The sequence below is a fragment of the Pseudoxanthomonas wuyuanensis genome, from assembly GCF_900215535.1.
Taxonomy (GTDB): Bacteria; Pseudomonadota; Gammaproteobacteria; order Xanthomonadales; family Xanthomonadaceae; genus Pseudoxanthomonas_A; species Pseudoxanthomonas_A wuyuanensis.
In genome coordinates this window covers 133,865-149,914 of sequence record NZ_OCND01000005.1, presented here as the reverse complement: position 1 = coordinate 149,914, position 16,050 = coordinate 133,865, and the positions used below count along the sequence as shown (strand labels likewise).

The following is a 16,050-nucleotide window of genomic DNA, read 5'->3' as shown; positions in this document are numbered from 1 at the left end:
TTCCCATTTCCCATTTCCCATGCCCCATTCCCGGAGTTTCCAATGACCAAGCTGCCAACCGCCGAACAGATTCAGCACGACTGGGACACCAATCCGCGCTGGAAGGGCATTACCCGCAACTACACCGCCGCCGATGTCGTGCGTCTGCGCGGCACCGTGCCTGTCGAGCATTCCATCGCGAAGATCGGTGCGCAGAAGCTGTGGAACTACCTGCAGACCGAGGACTTCGTCAATGCGCTGGGCGCGCTGACCGGCAATCAGGCCATGCAGCAGGTCAAGGCCGGGCTGAAGGCCATCTACCTGTCCGGCTGGCAGGTGGCGGCCGATGCCAACCTGGCCGGTCAGATGTACCCGGACCAGTCGCTGTACCCGGCCGATTCGGTGCCGGCGGTGGTCAAGCGCATCAACAATACGCTGCTGCGCGCCGATCAGTTGAGCCATGCCGAAGGTGACGACAGCATCGACTTCCTGCAGCCCATCGTGGCCGATGCCGAGGCCGGCTTTGGTGGCGTACTGAACGCCTTCGAGCTGATGAAGGCGATGATCGAGGCCGGCGCGGCCGGCGTGCACTTCGAGGACCAACTGGCCAGCGTCAAGAAGTGCGGCCACATGGGCGGCAAGGTACTGGTGCCCACGCGCGAGGCGGTGGAGAAACTGACCGCCGCGCGCCTGGCGAGTGACGTGATGGGCGTGCCGACCCTGCTGGTCGCGCGCACCGACGCCGAGGCGGCCGATCTGCTGACCAGCGATATCGATGACAACGACAAGTCCTTCATCGTCGGCGATCGCACCGTCGAAGGCTTCTACAAGACCCGCAACGGTCTGGACCAGGCCATCAGCCGCGGCCTGGCCTATGCGCCCTACGCCGACCTGGTCTGGTGCGAGACCGGCAAGCCCGACCTGGAGTTCGCCCGCAAGTTTGCCGAGGCCATCCATGCCAGGTTCCCCGGCAAGCTGCTGGCCTACAACTGCTCGCCCAGTTTCAACTGGAAGAAGAATCTGGACGATGCCACCATCGCCCGGTTCCAGAAGGAAATCGCCAGCTACGGCTACAAGTTCCAGTTCATCACCCTGGCCGGCTTCCATGCGCTGAACTATTCGATGTTCAATCTGGCGCACGGCTATGCGCGCAAGCAGATGAGCGCCTTCGTCGAACTGCAGGAAGCCGAGTTCGCCGCCGCCGACCGCGGCTTCACCGCGGTCAAGCACCAGCGCGAGGTGGGCACCGGCTATTTCGACGCGGTGACCCAGGCCATCCAGCAGGGCCAGTCCTCGACCACGGCGCTGAAGGGCTCGACCGAGGAAGAGCAGTTCCACGGCGAAAAAGCGGCCTGACCGCCGCCCCGTGGCACGCCCCCTGGTTCCCGCGGCCTACCGGCGGCCGCCCTGCCGGGGCACTCGCGGCAGCCGGGCGGCCCCGCTGCCCGGTCGCCGTCCTGGACAGGGCGCGGCGACGAACGGGAGGGTACAGGGGCCAGAATGCCCCCGGATGACGGGGTTTCTGGTGCTATTCTCCGAATTCACGATGTGGGGCGTGGGATGGAGTCGGAGAAAGCAGCGCGGGTCGCTGGCTACGAGTTGGCCGGGCCGGCCACCGATGGGGTGTCCAGGGAAACAGCCGTAGCCGTGCTGTCGGCGGAGGAGTGCGCGCTGTTCGCCGAGGCCGGACGGGCGCGGACTGCGCTGGCCGGCGAAAGGCTGTTTTCCCGCGGAGAGCATGGCACCAGCATGTTCGTAATCCTGCGGGGTGCGGTGATCCTGGATTTCGGCGACGACCTGAGCAGCAAGGCGTTGGGTCCTGGCGAGTTCTTCGGTGAGCTGGGCCTGCTGGTTGGCGACCACCTGCGCAGCGCGATGGCCACCGTGTCGGCCGACAGCGAACTGCTGGAACTGCGCTACGAGGAATTCCAGTCCCTGGTCGATCGCGATGCCGCGCTGGTATCGCACTTCCTGCGCCGCGCCATCATGCGCGTGGTGTTGAACGAGCAGAACCTGATCCATCGCCTGCGCTGCCGCAATCAGGAACTGCAGGCGGCGCTGGACAGCCTGCGCATCACTTCGCACCGGCTCAACCAGAGCGAAGAACTCAACCGCACCGACGAGCTGACCGAGCTGTACAACCGGCGCGGCCTGGCCCTGTACCTGGAACAGCGCCGCAACAATGGCGGCTTCGACGGCTTCGGGCTGCTGCTGGTCGACTGCGATCATTTCAAGAACGTCAACGACGCCTACGGCCATCTGCTTGGCGACCGGGTTCTGCAGAGCGTGGCCAACATCATGCGGTCGCTGGCGGGCACCCAGGATCTGGCCTGCCGGCTGGGCGGCGACGAATTCTGTCTGTTGCTGAAGGCGGCCGACCGCGACGAGATGCTGCGCTATGCCGATTTCGTCGTCAGCACCGCGCATGCGCTGCAGCAGATGCACCCGTCGCCGCCGCTGATCTGCTCGCTCAGCGTCGGCGCCTGCCTGATCGATCCCACGCGCGACTGGAACGACTGGTACGCGCAGGCCGACAAGGCGCTGTACCGGGCCAAGCATGCCGGCGGCAACCGTGTGGAATGGCAGGACTGAACATGGCGATCGCAGACGGAGCGATAAAGGAAGAAGCACGCATGAACGCACTTTTGGCCCGTGTCCCGTCCGACGGTCCGCAACTGCGCACCATCCTGCTGACCGACCTGGTCGACTCGACCGCGCTGATCGAACGGCTGGGCGATGTGCCGGCTTCGGAGTTGTTCCGCGAGCACGACCACCTGGTGCTGACGTTGCAACAACAATGGCGCGGGCGGTTGATCGACCGTTCCGATGGCCTGCTGCTGCTGTTCGAGCGGCCCATCGACGGCCTAGGTTTCGCCCTGGATTACACCCGCGGCCTGCGCGATATCGGCAAGTCCCGCCAGATCGACTTGCAGGCGCGCGCCGGCCTGCATGTGGGCGAGCTGCTGACCTGGAAGAATAGCGACGCGGCGGTGCAGGTGGGTGCCAAGCCACTGGAAGTCGAAGGCCTGGCCAAGCCGATGGCCGCGCGCCTGATGATGTTGGCGCGGCCGGGGCAGATATTGCTGTCGGCAGTGGCCGAGCCGCTGGCGCGCCGCGCCGCGCGCGAACTCGGCGAACGCGGCCAGAACCTGCTGTGGAAGTCGTACGGCCGCTGGCGCTTCAAGGGCGTACCGGAAACGCAGGAAGTCTACGAGGTCGGCGAAGTCGGAATCGCGCCGCTGCGCGCGCCCGGCAACAATCCCAAGGCCTGGCGCGATATCCCGCTATGGCGGCGCCCGGCGGCGCTGGCGGCCGAGGTGATGTTGCTTGCCGGCCTGGGCATCGGCGCCTGGTTCGTGACCAAGCCGCAGCCGGCCATCGCCTTTGCCGAGCGCGACTGGGTGGTGGTCGGCGATCTGCGCAACCTGACCGGGCAGAGCGTGCTGGACGATTCGCTGTCGCAGGCGTTCCGTATCAGCCTTGAGCAGTCGCGTTACGTCAACGTGCTGAGCGACATGAAGGCCCGCGACACGCTGGCGCGGATGCAGCGCCAGCCGGGCACGCCGCTGGACCGCGCCATCGCCTCGGAAATCGCCCTGCGCGACGGCGCCCGCGCCGTGATCCTGCCAACGGTATCGGAAGTCGGCGGCCGCGTCCGGGTCAGCGCCGAGGTCATCGATCCGCACACCCAGACCACGGTGTACGCCGAATCGGCCGATGGCACCGGCGCGGGCTCGGCGCTGGATTCCATCGACAAGGTCACCGCATCGCTACGCGGCAAGCTGGGTGAGGCGCTGGCTTCGATTGAGAAGGACTCGGAGCCGCTGCCGCAGGTGATCACGAAGAACCTTGATGCGCTGCGGGCGTATGCGTTGGGGCAGAAGTCTTATGCAAACAGTCGCTACGAAGAGGCGCAAGGCTTCTATGCGCGTGCGACCCAGCTCGATCCAAAATTCGCATTGGCATATGTGGGTCAACTGCGATCACGCAACGCGGTAAGCGATCTGGATGGCGGCGCACAATACCTGCGTCAGGCGCTCGCATTGCGTGACAGCCTCCCACCCAGGGATCAGATGTATCTCGAAGCGTGGGCCGCCGAGGTCGATAGTCCTGGGAACGCTCTTGAGAAATGGCAACAGATGGCAAGTATGTATCCCGACTTCTTCCGCGCGTCAGCAAATGCTGGTTACGCGCTGCACGCGAGAAACCGTTTTGAGGAAGGCCTGAGTTTTGCAAGGCGAGCAACATCTCCCAAGAACGAGTTCTCCACGCTGTCATGGGATTTGGTCGGCCGGCTTGCGCTAGGAGCGGAGCGTTACGGAGAGGCCGAGCAGGCATTCCTGAAGGCGGACGCTAATAAGGGGACGCCAGCCGCCATACGGCTCGCGGTCACATATGCCGCCCGACGACAATTTGAGGTGGCTGAAAAAACTTGGCGGCAGCTTGCCCCGATTTCCGACATTCCTTTCGACGCGGTCAGCATCTACCTGGATCAAGGTCGTTGGGAAGAAGCTCGCAAAGAGGCCGAGCGACTGAAACTGCAGGTCCGCCCTAGATCATTATCTGCAAGGGCAGCCCAGTACCCACTCGCCGTCGTGGAATGGATACAGGGGGAGAAGGATTCGTCCTTGAGTACGCTGAATAAGATAGCCGATGAGTCGATTTCAGCTGCTCTTGCGTCCGACGTTAACTCGGACGCGGTGAGTGATATGTACATCGCCATATCCGCTGGAATACTCGCCCAGCGCATTGGTGACACGAACTTGCCAAGCCGAATCATGGAGAAGCTGCAAGGCAGGCCTGATCTATTGGAAACCCAACCAACAAAGTCTTTGTATGTTGTTCTGGAGGCAAACGATCTGCGCATGGCTGGGAAAGCCAACGAAGCCATTGCTCGGCTTCAAGCTGTGATTGATGGCAGTGAACCTTTCCAGGCACATACGGCGTTGCTTGATGCTTATCGGACCGCAGGCGACAGTAAGAACGCCTTGGCGGAGGCAACGTGGATAACCATTCATCGCGGGCGAGCCTATAGCGAACTGGGATGCGGTTGGTGCCAGCAAGCGCTGAATGTAGCGGACACCACGCTCGGACACCTGCTGACAGCAGAGCTATTGGCTTCAGAGGGCCGTAGCACTGACGCACGAAGTGAGTTGCGGAAATTCGATCAGCAGTGGAAGACGGCTGAGCTGCCGAATCATTTGCGAGTGCGTCGTGCCGCGTTACTCGCCACATTCAACTGAATCGGACTTTTCATCATGCCGGCCATAAGCAAACCCAATAGTGCTTGGCGGGCCTTGATGACCTCTGCCTTCGGGGCGATTCTTTGCACTGTTGCGCATCCACATAGCTGTTCAAAACGGGCGGCAGCCTCAATGTCGCCTTTTGGCAGCTTGTAGCCAACCTTAATTAAAGCAGCCTTCGGGTCTTTCTTGAACAGCCGGCGAAACTCGTTGTCGGTACTCAGCTTGTCCAGCAGCTTGCCCGCGACCTTCGGATCCAGAGGCGCGGCCTTCCCCGACGCGCCCGTCTTCTTTGTTGCCATGTATTTCCCCTAGCCAAAGCCCGTTGCAGGCTGGTCGGCATGCAATCTAGCCTTGTCGCCGTCGCTAAACAACCGTAGCGTTGCCGATTGCCGTTGGGATTGGGGGGAAGCACCATGCGGGTGCGCCGTTGCAAAGTGCTGTATCTGGAGCCTCGGGAACAGGTCGAGTTCGATCTGGAAGTGCTGTTGGCCGGCGGTAGCGGACTGGTCCGCGAGCGCCGCTGGCTCGCGCTGGCTCCGCACCTGGGCCAGGAAATCGAAGTCGATGCCCACGAGCGCGAACTGCTGGGCGCATTGAGCCCGGACGAATGGACCGATAGCCGCCAACTATCCAACGGCGCTTCCACCGCGCTTAAACGCCTATTGAAAACCGGCCTGGTTGTTGCCAATGGCAAGCGCCATGCGGTCCTGCGCGAACGCGACGAAGCGCTGCGCGACGTGTACTGGCACCCCTTGGCCGCGACCCTGCATGCCTTCACCCGCTGGCAGGATGCCGACGCCGTGAAGTCGATGCAGGACACCGGCACCGAAACCGCCGGGGAACTGCGAGAAGTCCTGGGCCCGCCCCCAGCAGAAGCCGTGGGCCGTGGCCACGCCGGCCAACGCCTGGCGCTACCACGAACCGCCCGCAATGATTTCGACGCGTTGCTGGCGCGCCGCGCTACCTGCCGCAACTTCGACGCCGAACGACCGCTGCCCTATGCCCTGTTCGCGCAGCTGATGGAGCGGGTGTTCGCCGCCCAGTCCCATGTGCGGGTCAGTGACGACACCGTATTCCTGAAAAAGACCAGCCCTTCCGGTGGCGGTTTGCATCCGATCGAGGCCTATCTGATCGTGCAGAACGTCGAAGGCGTGGTCCCTGGCCTGTACCACTACCACGCCATCGCCCACGCGCTGGAGCCGTTGTTGGCGCCGGAGCAGCCGCTGCACGAACTGGCCATGTCGGCCGTGGCCGAACAGCATTGGTTCGCCAACGCCCATGTCATGGTGCTGATGGCGCCACGTTACGACCGCAATTTCTGGAAGTACCGCAACCACGCCAAGGCCTACCGCGCCATTGCGCTGGAAGCCGGGCATCTGTCGCAAACGCTTTACCTGTCAGCGACCGACGCCGGCCTGGGCGCTTACATCACCTGCGCGATCAATGAAGTACCGCTGGAACAGGTGTTCGGCCTGGACCACGTCAGCGAAGGTGCGCTGGCGATCTGCGGCTTCGGCTGGCGTGGCGAGGAGATGGTGACGATGGAACTGGACCCGGCCGGGGAAATCTGGAACCTGGAAGAAACGGCTGGGCAAGATTCGGGCTAATAAGATGCTTCAGATCGTTGCCCTGGCCGCGTAGAGTCGAGCTTGCTCCCGACTGGCGTCGAATCTCAGCCATTTGCCGTCATCCCGGCCAAAGCCGGGATTCACTTTTCAGACGATGGCGGTCTGGCCCTGATCGATACGCCGATAGCCCAGCGCCTCGGTCAGATGGGCGGTCAGGATGGCAGCGGATCCGGCCAGGTCGGCAATCGTACGGGCGACGCGCAGGATCCGGTGCATGCTGCGCGCGGATAGTTGCAGGCGGTCGATGGCGTTTTCCAGCAGCGCCTGATCCTTGGGCTGCAGGCGGCAGTATTCCATCGTGTCCGGCTGGCTGAGCTGCGCATTGAGCCGGCCGTTGCGTTGGAGCTGGATGGCGCGCGCCTGTTCGACCCGCTGGCGCACCGCCGCGGTCGGTTCGCCGGGCGGGGCGTCAGGCCGCAGTTCCTGCGGCGGTAGCCGCGGCACTTCCACATGCAGATCGATGCGGTCCATCAGCGGCCCGGAAATCCGGGCACGATAGCGGCGGATGTTTTCGGCGCTGCAGCGGCAGCGGCCGCTGGGATCGCCGGCCCAGCCGCACGGGCACGGATTCATGGCGGCCACCAGCTGGAAGCGGGCAGGGAATTCGGCGCTGCGCGCGGCGCGCGAAACGGTCACGACGCCGGATTCCAGCGGCTCCCGCAACACTTCCAGTGCGCGCCTGTCCCACTCGGGGAGTTCATCAAGGAAAAGCACGCCCCGGTGGGCCAGGGAAATCTCGCCCGGGCGCGGCTCCGCGCCGCCGCCAACCAGGGCTACTGCGCTGGCGGTGTGGTGCGGCGAGCGAAAGGGGCGCTGTCGCCATCGGGTCGGGTCCAGCCCACGCCCGCTGATCGACGCCACGGCGGCGCTTTCCAGCGCCTCGGTTTCGCTGGCCTCGGGCAGCAGCCCGGGCAGCCTGGAGGCCAGCAGCGTCTTGCCGCACCCGGGCGAACCGATGAGCAGCAGATGGTGATTGCCCGCAGCGGCCACTTCCAGCGCGCGGCGGGCATGCAGCTGTCCGCGCACGTCGGCCATGTCGGGAAGCGAGCTGGGCTGCGGCGGCAACGCCTGCGCTGGCGGCAGCTCTTTGTTGCCGCTCAATGCAGCACAGACCTCCAGCAGCGTGCGCGCGGTATGCGCCTGCACCTGACGCGCCAGTGCGGCCTCGGCGCCATTGCCGGACGGGACGACCAGCCTGCGCCCGGCCGCGGCTGCTGCCAGCGCGGCAGGCAGCGCGCCGTCGACCGCACGCAGTTCGCCGGTCAGGCCCAGCTCGCCCAGGAATTCGTACTCGGCCAGCGCCTCGCGCGGTATCTGCCCGCTGGCGGCCAGGATGCCCAATGCGATGGGCAGATCGAAACGGCCGCCGTCCTTGGGCAGGTCGGCCGGCGCCAGATTGACGGTGATGCGCCGCTGCGGGAATTCGAACTGGGCGCACAGGATGGCGGCGCGCACGCGATCGCGCGATTCGCGCACCGCGGCCTCCGGCAGGCCGACGATATGGGTGGAAGGCAACCCGCCGGACAGGTGCACTTCCACCCGCACCGGCGGCGCGGACACGCCGGCCCGTGCACGGCTGTGCACCAGCGCCAGGCTCATGGCGGCGGACTCAGTGCTGGCCGGCGGGCGGCAAAGTTTGTGCCGATTCCAGCGCTTGCACGCTGCGTTCCAGCGCTTCCAGTTTTTCGCGGGTGCGCAGCAGCACTGCGCGCTGCACGTCGAATTCCTCGCGCGTTACCAGGTCCAGCCTGGCCAGGCCGCCCTGCAAGGCGGTCTTGAAGCTTTGCTGAAGTTCCTCGCGCAAGGCTTCATTGGGCGCGCCGCGCAGTCCCGGCGGCACCAGGTCGCTGAGGCGGCGGGCGAGGTCGTCGATGTGGTTGAGGTCGATCATGTTGGGTCTCCAGCAGTGGGCCCAGCATCGCCGCGCGCCGCGGGCGGTGCTATCGGCGTTCGCTGCGCCGCACTGTCAGAAAATTCCGAATCCGGGCGGGGCGTCCATTGAACCCGAGCGCCGCCCCCGCCGCAACCAAGTCCGCCGCAACCGGGTTATCCTGCGGCCAGCATTCACGGAGATCGATTCATGAAGATGATCATGGCCATCATCAAGCCGTTCAAGCTGGACGACGTGCGCGAGGCGCTGGCCGAAGCCGGCATTACCGGCATCACCGTCACCGAAGTCAAGGGGTTCGGCCGCCAGAAGGGCCATACCGAGCTGTACCGCGGCGCCGAGTATGTGGTCGACTTCCTGCCCAAGGTCAAGCTGGAAGTGGCGGTCACCGAAGACCAGGTCGAACAGGTGGTGGAAGCCATCGTCAAGGCCGCCGGCACCGGCAAGATCGGCGACGGCAAGGTATTCGTCTACGAACTGGAGCGGGTCATCCGCATCCGTACCGGCGAACTGGATGCCGATGCGCTGTAGGAGCGTTGGATGAGCCAGGAAAGAAAACGATTCGACACGCGTTTGCGCCAGGCGCTGGCGCTGCTGGAAACCAAGGGCCTGGGAAGGAGCAACTACGCGCCGCCGCTGTTCCGGCTGCTGTGGAAGTTCGGGGCGACGGTGCCGCCGCAGATGGCCAGTTTCGCCTTCAACGGCTTGCTGATGGGCGGGTTCTTCGGCGTGTTCTGGGGCCTGTTGATGTGGCTGCTGCTGTGGGGCGGGCAGGGCCTGCCGCTGGCAATCGGGGCGATGGTGGCTGCCTTTGCCGGCGCGCTGTTCGGTCTGTCGATGGCGTGGTACATGCGGCACAGCGCGCGCAAACGCGCTATCCCCAAATGGCGGGATTTCATTCCCGAAACATAGCCTAGGGCGGGCCAACGCCCGCCCTGCGGAGGACTGCCCGGACCTACTCCCCCAGCGCCTTGGCCACGAATGGCGGGGCGACCAGCGCGCCGGTGTGCAGGTGGGCGCTGTAGTACAGCGTGTCGAAGCCCTTGCCGGCCGAATCGCTTTCGCGGAAACCGAAATCGCCCGCCTTGCGCGCCATCGTCACGCTCCACCAGCCGGTCGGGTAGCACGGTTGCGGGAACGGCAGCGTCTTGAACGTGGTGAAACCGGCCTTGCCCATCTCCGCCCGCATTTCCTTGATCAGGTCCAGCAGGGCCAGCGGCGACTCGGACTGCTGCACCAGGATGCCGTCGTCCTTCAACGCGCGGAAGCAGGATTCGTAGAAGGCCTTGTTGAACAGGCCCTCGGCCGGGCCGACCGGGTCGGTGGAATCGACGATCACCACGTCCACGCTGCCGGCCGGGCAATTGGCCATGTAGGCCACGCCGTCGTCGAACAGCAGCTCGGCGCGCGGGTCGTCGTTGGACTCGCACAGTTCGGGGAAGTATTTCTCCGACATGCGGGTGACCTGCTCGTCGATGTCGCACTGGGTGGCGCTGGCCACGCCGGGGTGCTTGAGCACCTCGCGCAGCGTGCCGCAGTCGCCGCCGCCGATGATGACCACGCGCTTGGGGTCGGCATGGGTGAACAGCGCCGGGTGGCTGATCATCTCGTGATAGAAGAAATTGTCGCGCGTGGTCAGCATCACCGCGCCGTCGATGATCATCAGCTTGCCCCAGTCGGTGGTCTGGTAGATCTCGATCTTCTGGAACGGCGACTGCACTTCGTCCAGCTTGCCGCTGATGCGGTAGCCGATGGCCGATCCGGTGGGCTGGAAGTGTTCGATGTACCAGTTGTCGTTGGCGGTCATTGCGCTGAATCCGGGGAGGGCGATGCGAGGGGCGCAGATTGTACCGGAAGCGGCGTTACCGTCCGGCGGCAATCCGTTAGCATCGGCGGCTGGCGAAAGGGGGGCGACGATGCGGACCGAACAAGCCCGGCGCAGACTGGTGCAGCGGCTGGAACAGGAGGCGCAACAGGCGCCGGCGCGCTACCGGCTGAAGCTGGCGCTGCTGGCGTTGCTGGGCTACGCGGTGATGGGGCTGGCGCTGACGATGACGCTGGGAGTGGCGGCGTTGCTGCTGCTGTACCTGCTGATCGTCCGTCCGCCGGCCGAACCCAACATTGCCATCCCTATCCTGCTGCTGGGCGCCATAGGCATCGTGGTGCTGCGCGCGTTATGGTTCCGGTTCGGTATTCCGGACGGCCATCTGCTGCAACCGGGCGAGGCGCCGGCGCTGCGCGGGGAAGTCGAGCGCATCGGCCGTGAAGTGGGCGCCGGCCGGCTGCACGGCATTGTCATCAACGCCGAACTCAATGCGGCGGCAGCCTATGTGCCGAACGGTATTGGCGGGTGGGGCCAGCGCCAGTACCTGGTCCTGGGACTGCCTTTGCTGCAGGTGCTGGATCGGCGCGAGCTGGCGGCGGTCATCGCACACGAATTCGGCCATTTCCACGGCGGTCACGGCCGTTTTGCCGGTTGGATCTACCGCCTGCGCAGCAGCTGGTACCGGCTGCTGCACGGCATGGCCGGCAGCGGCCTGTCGGCCGGGCACCTGTTCGGCCTGTTCTTCCGCTGGTATGCGCCTTACTTCGATGCTTACAGCTTTGTGCTGGCGCGCCGCCACGAGTACGCAGCCGACGCGGTGGCGGCCAAGGTGGCCAAGGCCGATGCGATGGCGGCGGCGCTGGTCCGGCTTGGGCTGGCGGCAGATTGGATGGAGCGATCGTTCTGGCCGCAGGTGCGCGAGTCCGCGCACGCGCAGGCATATCCGCCGGTGCAGGTGTACGGCCGGCTGGGAGCCGGCCTGCGCGAGCACCGGCACAGCCAGCTGCATGCGCCAGGATGGCTGCTGCTTGCCGAACCCGGCTGGGACGATACCCACCCCACCCTGAAACAGCGGCTGGCTGCACTGAACGTGCCGGCGCAGGTGCGCCTGAATGCCGAACCGCGGACGTCGGCGGCCGAATCGCTGTTGGGGAGCGAACTGGCCGAGCGCCTGGAGCAGCGCTTCAGCGGGGAATGGCGCGAAGCGGCCGATGCCGACTGGCGCGCCCACCACCAGCGGCTGGCCGGCGAACGGCAGCGCTTGCAGGAACTGGATTCGCGCGCAGCGCGTGCGCCGGCCGAAGCGGTCGAATACGCCGGCCTGGTCGAAGACCACCGGCCCACTGCCGATGCGCTGCCGCTGTACCGGCAGGCGCTGGAGCAACTGCCCTCGCATGCGTTGGGCCAGTGCCGGTTGGGGGCGTTGCTGCTCAAGCGCGGTCAGCCGGAGGAAGGCATTCAGCGGTTGCAGCGGGCGCTGGACCTGGACAGTGCGGTTGCCGAACCGGCGCTGCGCAGCCTCGACGACTACCTGCGCACGACAGCGGAGGCCTCCGCCGCATTCGAAGCGGCGCTGGCGTTGCGTGCGCGCTGCGCGGCTTTGGCGCGGGAACCGCAGGCTGATGCGCCCGCCATCGAGGCCGACGAACTGCTGCCGCACGATCTGGAACCAGGCCAGGTGCAAGCGCTTACCCGTACCCTGGGCGGTTACGAAAAAATCGCCAGGGCCTGGGTTTTCCGCAAGCAGGCCGCCGGCATGTCCGCGCTGCCGCACTATCTGCTGCTGGTCGACTGGGCCGGCTCGGTCGCCAGCGAATCGGCCGGCCTGGAGCGGCTTGCCGGCCAACTGCGGCTGCCGGGCAGTTTCAGCGTGCTCAGCGCCACCGGCGGCAGCGATCTGGTCCGGCATCTGAAGCGGCAGGCCGGGGATCCGGTCTACCGGCGGCGGCGGTAATCGGGGCGACAACAGAGGCGCCACGGCAGGGGCGTTAGAATGCACGCCCTTTCTGTCCGTCCGAGCCGCCACGATGAGCCACTGGTCCGCCGACCAAGCCCGCAAGACCTATTCCATCCCGCACTGGGCGGAAGGGTATTTCGACGTGGACGCGGCGGGCCGCATCGTGGTGTCGCCCAAGGGCGCGGCCGGCCCGGCGATTCCGCTGCCGGAAGTGGTCGATGCCGCGCGCGCCAACGGCGCCAGGCTGCCGATGCTGGTGCGCTTTCCGGACATCCTGGGCGACCGCCTGGGCAAGTTGCAGGCCGCCTTCGCGCAGGCCCAGGCCGACTGGGAATACCCCGGCGGCTATACCGCGGTCTACCCGATCAAGGTCAACCAGCACCGCGGCGTGGCCGGCACGCTGGCTTCGCACACCGGCGAGGGCTTCGGGCTGGAAGCCGGCAGCAAGCCGGAGCTGATGGCGGTGCTGGCGCTGTCGCGGCCGGGCGGGCTGATCGTCTGCAATGGCTACAAGGACCGCGAATACATCCGCCTGGCGCTGATCGGCCGCAAGCTGGGCCTGCAGACCTTCATCGTCATCGAAAAGCCGTCCGAGCTGCCGCTGGTGATGGAAGAGGCCAGGGCGCTGGGGGTCAAGCCCGGGCTGGGCGTGCGCATGCGGCTGGCCTCGCTGGGCGCGGGCAAGTGGCAGAACAGCGGCGGCGACAAGGCCAAGTTCGGCCTGTCGCCGCGCCAGGTGCTGGACCTGTGGAAGACCCTGCGCGATGCCGGCATGGAAGACACATTGGGGCTGCTGCATTTCCACATGGGCTCGCAGATTTCCAACGTCCGCGACATCGCCAACGGCATGCGCGAGGCGACCCGCTATTTCGTCGAACTGTCCAAGCTGGGCGCGACCATCAGCCACGTCGATGTCGGCGGCGGCCTGGGCATCGACTACGAAGGCACCCGTTCGCGCAGCTACTGTTCGATCAACTACGGCCTGAACCAGTACGCCTCCAATATCGTGCAGCCGCTGGCCGAGGCCTGCGAGCAGAACGGCCTGGCGCCGCCGCGCATCGTCACCGAATGCGGCCGCGCGATGACCGCGCACCATGCGGTGCTGGTGGCCAATGTGTCTGAGGTCGAACAGGCCCCGGAAGGCCGCGTGCCGCCCGCACACGACGACGAACCGGCGGTCATCCGCCACCTGCGCGAGATCCACGGCGAACTGGACGCGCGGCCGGCCATCGAGTTGTTCCATGAAGCCCAGCATCACCACAGCGAGGGCCTGTCGCTGTATGCGCTGGGCCAGATCGATCTGACCCAGCGCGCGCGCATCGACGACCTGTTCTACGCCATCGCCCATGCCGTGCGCGGGCGCCTGAGCAGCGACGAACGCAGCCATCGCGATTTGCTGGACGAATTGAACGAGCGCCTGGTCGACAAGTATTTCGTCAACTTCAGCGTGTTCGAATCCATTCCCGATGTCTGGGCCATCGATCAGGTGTTCCCGATCGTGCCCATCGAACGGCTGGACGAGGCGCCGGACCGGCGCGGCGTGATTGCCGACATGACCTGCGATTCGGACGGCATGGTCGAGACCTATGTCGAGAACGAAGGCCTGGACAGCTCGTTGCCGCTGCATTCGCTCAAGCCCGGCGAGAGCTACCGGCTGGGCATTTTCCTGGTCGGCGCCTACCAGGAGATTCTGGGCGACATCCACAACCTGTTCGGCGATACCGATGCGGTCGAAGTCAGCGCCGATGCCGGCACCGGCTATCTGTTGACCCAGCAGCGCCGTGGCGACACCACCGACGTGATGCTCGACTACGTCGGTTACAAGCTGGACGATTTGCGCGCGGTCTACGCCGAGCGCGTGGCCGCCGCACAGCTGCCTGAGGACGAATCGAAGGTCCTGGCGGACGCGCTGGAAACCGGCCTGACCGGCTACACCTATCTGTCCGACGAACCGCTGGCGTAAAGCGTTTCATTCTCCCGATGGGAGAAAAAAAGGTTCTTCTCCCAAGTGCGGGAACATCCATGTGGAAGCCGGTGGCCAGGGTAGTGCGGGACACGCCGTAAACACGTCCCTGTGGGCTCTTCCGCGGCATCCATGCCGCGTACGGTCTCGCACTACCCTGGCCACCGGCTTCTGGACAGTTGGTCGGCGCTCGAAGAAAGGCCTTCCGAAGTCGCGACCTGCCATCTGACCAAAGGCGACGGTCAGCGGGCTGGGGGTGCGGCCCGACTTAAAGACACGACGTCGTCAGGAGCGCGGAGCACCCCCAGCCTGACGACCGGCGACTCCCGCCGAAGCCGACATCCCAGGAAACGGGAGAAGAACCTAAAAAAAGCGCGAGTATTTGCCCAATTGACTCCGGCCTGCTCATCGGCGCGCGCCCCACAACTCAAAGTGGGATGCGATACAGGCTTCCATAGCGCACCCGTTCGGACAGAGCAGCAGCGCCAGCGTCAATGCGATCAGCAGCGTGTGCAGCAGCATCAGTATCCGGGCAAACAGGCATTCGTCGTACATGCTAGCTTTCCTGTGCGGCTGCTGCTCAGCCCCGGTCGCTACCGGCGGAATCGCGCAAAAGCGCCAGCTGCAGCTCGACCCGCTTCAGTTCCCGCAGCGTGCGATTGGCTTCCATATGGCTGCCCAGGAAGACCTTGATCATCGCGGTGTACTGGAACAGCAGCAACGCCAGCACGCCCCACTTGATCGCCGCCAGCGCTTCGCTGGCCCCCCACATCTGCCAGAACGCGAAAACGACGCCGGCGAAAGCCGCGATCCCGGTCAGGTAGGCCAGCCATACCACCCAGCCCAGCGTGCCGCGGAACAGGCCGAAGGCCTGGTTGAAATAGCCGGGCTCGCCGTGCCGGGCCAGCAGCTCGCGGTCCTCGGCCGACAGGGCCTGTTCGATCAGTCGGTCAGTCTTGCTCATGGTTTTCTCCTTCCAGTCGCGCGCGGATCTTGCGCCGCGCATGCATGAGCCGGGTCTTGACCGTGCCCGGCGGCACGTCGAGCGCGATGGAGATTTCCGCCACGCTCAGGTTGTCCAGATAAAACAGCGCCAGCGTTGCCCGCTGGGCGGCAGGCAATTCGTCCATCGCCGCCAGCACGTTGGCCAGCTCCGCGGCGGACTCGCCGGAAGCGGAGTCCGTCGCGACTTCATCCATCTCCCGGCCCAGTCCGGCGATTCCATGGCGTTCCCTGTCCGCACGCTGGAACGCGCGCTGGCAACGCCGGGTGACGATGCGCAAGGCCCAGGCGGGAAACGCCGCCACATCCTCCAGCCGGCGCAGGCTGCGCAGGATCTCGATCCATGCCTCCTGCACCATGTCCCGCGCCTGCTCCGGATGGCCGGTCAGACGCCAGGCGTGACGAACCAGTCGTGGATGCCAGCGCGCCACCAGCCGTTCCCACGCGGCGCGGTCGCCGGCCCGGGCTGCCGCGGCAAGGTATTCGTCGAAAATCCGCTCGCTGTCCCGCCGCACGCGTCCGCTCCCGCAGAGTGTCTATGCCATCAAGGTGCGCCGCCGTG

General features: G+C 65.7%; 15 protein-coding genes. 8 read left to right on the top strand and 7 right to left on the bottom strand.

Annotation, left to right across the window (positions count from 1 at the left end; translation table 11 throughout):
* The first annotated feature begins 42 nt into the window (after window positions 1–42).
* From aceA to CRO39_RS11735, 3 genes are all read left to right on the top strand, one after another.
* On the top strand, window positions 43–1,335 hold the full coding sequence (aceA, locus tag CRO39_RS11745; RefSeq protein ID WP_097122140.1) for an isocitrate lyase: 1,293 nt from the start codon (window positions 43–45) through the stop codon (window positions 1,333–1,335).
* Between the two features lie 204 nt (window positions 1,336–1,539).
* Window positions 1,540–2,571, top strand: coding sequence for a GGDEF domain-containing protein (locus CRO39_RS11740; RefSeq protein ID WP_097122139.1), 1,032 nt, complete (start codon window positions 1,540–1,542; stop codon window positions 2,569–2,571).
* 41 nt (window positions 2,572–2,612) lie between these two features.
* The gene (locus CRO39_RS11735; RefSeq protein WP_238394719.1) at window positions 2,613–5,222 is read left to right on the top strand and encodes a putative peptide modification system cyclase; all 2,610 of its coding nucleotides are present in this window, start codon (window positions 2,613–2,615) and stop codon (window positions 5,220–5,222) included.
* Here the strand turns inward: CRO39_RS11735 and CRO39_RS11730 are convergent.
* A complete protein-coding gene (locus CRO39_RS11730) occupies window positions 5,177–5,524 on the bottom strand; it encodes an NHLP-related RiPP peptide (RefSeq protein ID WP_097122137.1) in 348 nt (115 codons plus the stop codon). The two genes, CRO39_RS11735 and CRO39_RS11730, sit on opposite strands and share 46 nt — an antisense overlap.
* Window positions 5,525–5,638: 114 nt before the next feature.
* Here CRO39_RS11730 and CRO39_RS11725 point away from each other — a divergent pair, with 114 nt between their 5' ends.
* A complete protein-coding gene (locus CRO39_RS11725; RefSeq protein ID WP_097122136.1) occupies window positions 5,639–6,832 on the top strand; it encodes a putative peptide maturation dehydrogenase in 1,194 nt (397 codons plus the stop codon).
* Between the two features lie 108 nt (window positions 6,833–6,940).
* Here CRO39_RS11725 and CRO39_RS11720 read toward each other — a convergent pair whose 3' ends face one another.
* Both CRO39_RS11720 and ubiK read right to left on the bottom strand, forming a co-directional pair.
* Complete coding sequence (locus CRO39_RS11720) at window positions 6,941–8,452, bottom strand: YifB family Mg chelatase-like AAA ATPase (protein WP_097122135.1); 1,512 nt, start codon at window positions 8,450–8,452, stop codon at window positions 6,941–6,943.
* A 10-nt stretch (window positions 8,453–8,462) separates the two neighbouring features.
* Window positions 8,463–8,744, bottom strand: a complete 282-nt coding sequence (gene ubiK, locus CRO39_RS11715; RefSeq protein ID WP_097122134.1) for a ubiquinone biosynthesis accessory factor UbiK — start codon at window positions 8,742–8,744, stop codon at window positions 8,463–8,465.
* 189 nt (window positions 8,745–8,933) lie between these two features.
* Here ubiK and CRO39_RS11710 point away from each other — a divergent pair, with 189 nt between their 5' ends.
* The gene (locus tag CRO39_RS11710) at window positions 8,934–9,272 is read left to right on the top strand and encodes a P-II family nitrogen regulator (protein WP_097122133.1); all 339 of its coding nucleotides are present in this window, start codon (window positions 8,934–8,936) and stop codon (window positions 9,270–9,272) included.
* A 9-nt stretch (window positions 9,273–9,281) separates the two neighbouring features.
* Window positions 9,282–9,653: a DUF6404 family protein gene (locus CRO39_RS11705; RefSeq protein WP_097122132.1), complete on the top strand. Its 372-nt coding sequence runs from the start codon at window positions 9,282–9,284 to the stop codon at window positions 9,651–9,653.
* Between the two features lie 43 nt (window positions 9,654–9,696).
* Here the strand turns inward: CRO39_RS11705 and speE are convergent, their stop codons facing one another.
* Window positions 9,697–10,548, bottom strand: coding sequence for a polyamine aminopropyltransferase (gene speE, locus CRO39_RS11700; protein ID WP_097122131.1), 852 nt, complete (start codon window positions 10,546–10,548; stop codon window positions 9,697–9,699).
* Window positions 10,549–10,657: 109 nt separating this feature from the next.
* Here speE and CRO39_RS11695 point away from each other — a divergent pair, with 109 nt between their 5' ends.
* Together CRO39_RS11695 and speA are read left to right on the top strand one after the other, a co-directional pair.
* Complete coding sequence (locus CRO39_RS11695) at window positions 10,658–12,520, top strand: M48 family metallopeptidase (RefSeq protein ID WP_097122130.1); 1,863 nt, start codon at window positions 10,658–10,660, stop codon at window positions 12,518–12,520.
* A 73-nt stretch (window positions 12,521–12,593) separates the two neighbouring features.
* Complete coding sequence (gene speA, locus CRO39_RS11690; RefSeq protein ID WP_097122129.1) at window positions 12,594–14,486, top strand: arginine decarboxylase; 1,893 nt, start codon at window positions 12,594–12,596, stop codon at window positions 14,484–14,486.
* Window positions 14,487–14,891: 405 nt separating this feature from the next.
* Here speA and CRO39_RS20940 read toward each other — a convergent pair whose 3' ends face one another.
* From CRO39_RS20940 to CRO39_RS11680, 3 genes are read right to left on the bottom strand one after another with little or no spacing between them, the layout of a single operon-like run.
* Window positions 14,892–15,041 (bottom strand): hypothetical protein, encoded by a 150-nt coding sequence (locus CRO39_RS20940; protein ID WP_162125923.1) that lies wholly within the window; start codon window positions 15,039–15,041, stop codon window positions 14,892–14,894.
* Between the two features lie 25 nt (window positions 15,042–15,066).
* Window positions 15,067–15,450 carry a DUF6768 family protein gene (locus tag CRO39_RS11685; protein WP_097122128.1) on the bottom strand — a complete coding sequence of 128 codons (384 nt, stop codon included), beginning with the start codon at window positions 15,448–15,450 and terminating at the stop codon, window positions 15,067–15,069.
* Window positions 15,437–16,003: an RNA polymerase sigma factor gene (locus CRO39_RS11680; RefSeq protein ID WP_097122127.1), complete on the bottom strand. Its 567-nt coding sequence runs from the start codon at window positions 16,001–16,003 to the stop codon at window positions 15,437–15,439. Before CRO39_RS11680 ends, CRO39_RS11685 begins: the two co-directional genes overlap by 14 nt.
* Window positions 16,004–16,050: the final 47 nt, after the last annotated feature.